The following is a 569-nucleotide window of genomic DNA, read 5'->3' on the forward strand; positions in this document are numbered from 1 at the left end:
ATTAAACTTATGAACTTTTGTAAAATATAGATATCGTAGATATTTATATTTTTAGTAGTTATGGATTTTTTCTTTTTAGGTTTAGAAGAATCATTAGGTAATGATAATAAATTTGTAAAACTAAATAAGTTAGTTAACTTTGAAAAATTCAGGAAAACACTTAAAGGTATCTATACTCAAGATATAACGAGGCAAGGTAGACCTGCCTATGATTGTATAATGATGTTTAAACTTTTATTGTTAGGACAGTGGTATAGTCTAAGCGATAGAGAATTAGCTTCTAGTTTAAGACTAAGAATTGATTTCATGTATTTCACAGGTTTTACGCCAACATCTAACTTACCTGATTATAGTACTATTAATAAGTTCAGAAACTTATTAATAGAAAAGAAAAAGTATAAAAGGCTACTTAAAGAATTTAACAAACAGTTAGAAGCATTAGGCTTATCGATAAATAATGCCAAAGGAGCAATTATAGATGCTACCTTAGTTGAGTCTGCAGGCAGACCTAATAAACATATGGATAATCCAGTAGAAGATAGAAAAGAAGACAAAACCTCTATCCCTGA

General features: G+C 28.5%; 1 protein-coding gene. It reads left to right on the forward strand.

What is annotated here, in order from left to right; genetic code table 11:
• Positions 1–60: 60 nt before the first annotated feature.
• Positions 61–569 (forward strand): transposase (locus tag F3D57_RS10205; protein ID WP_150466178.1); only part of this gene is annotated, 509 nt, incomplete at its 3' end.

The sequence above is a fragment of the Francisella sp. SYW-2 genome (genome assembly GCF_008711475.1).
Lineage (GTDB): Bacteria > Pseudomonadota > Gammaproteobacteria > Francisellales > Francisellaceae > Francisella > Francisella salimarina.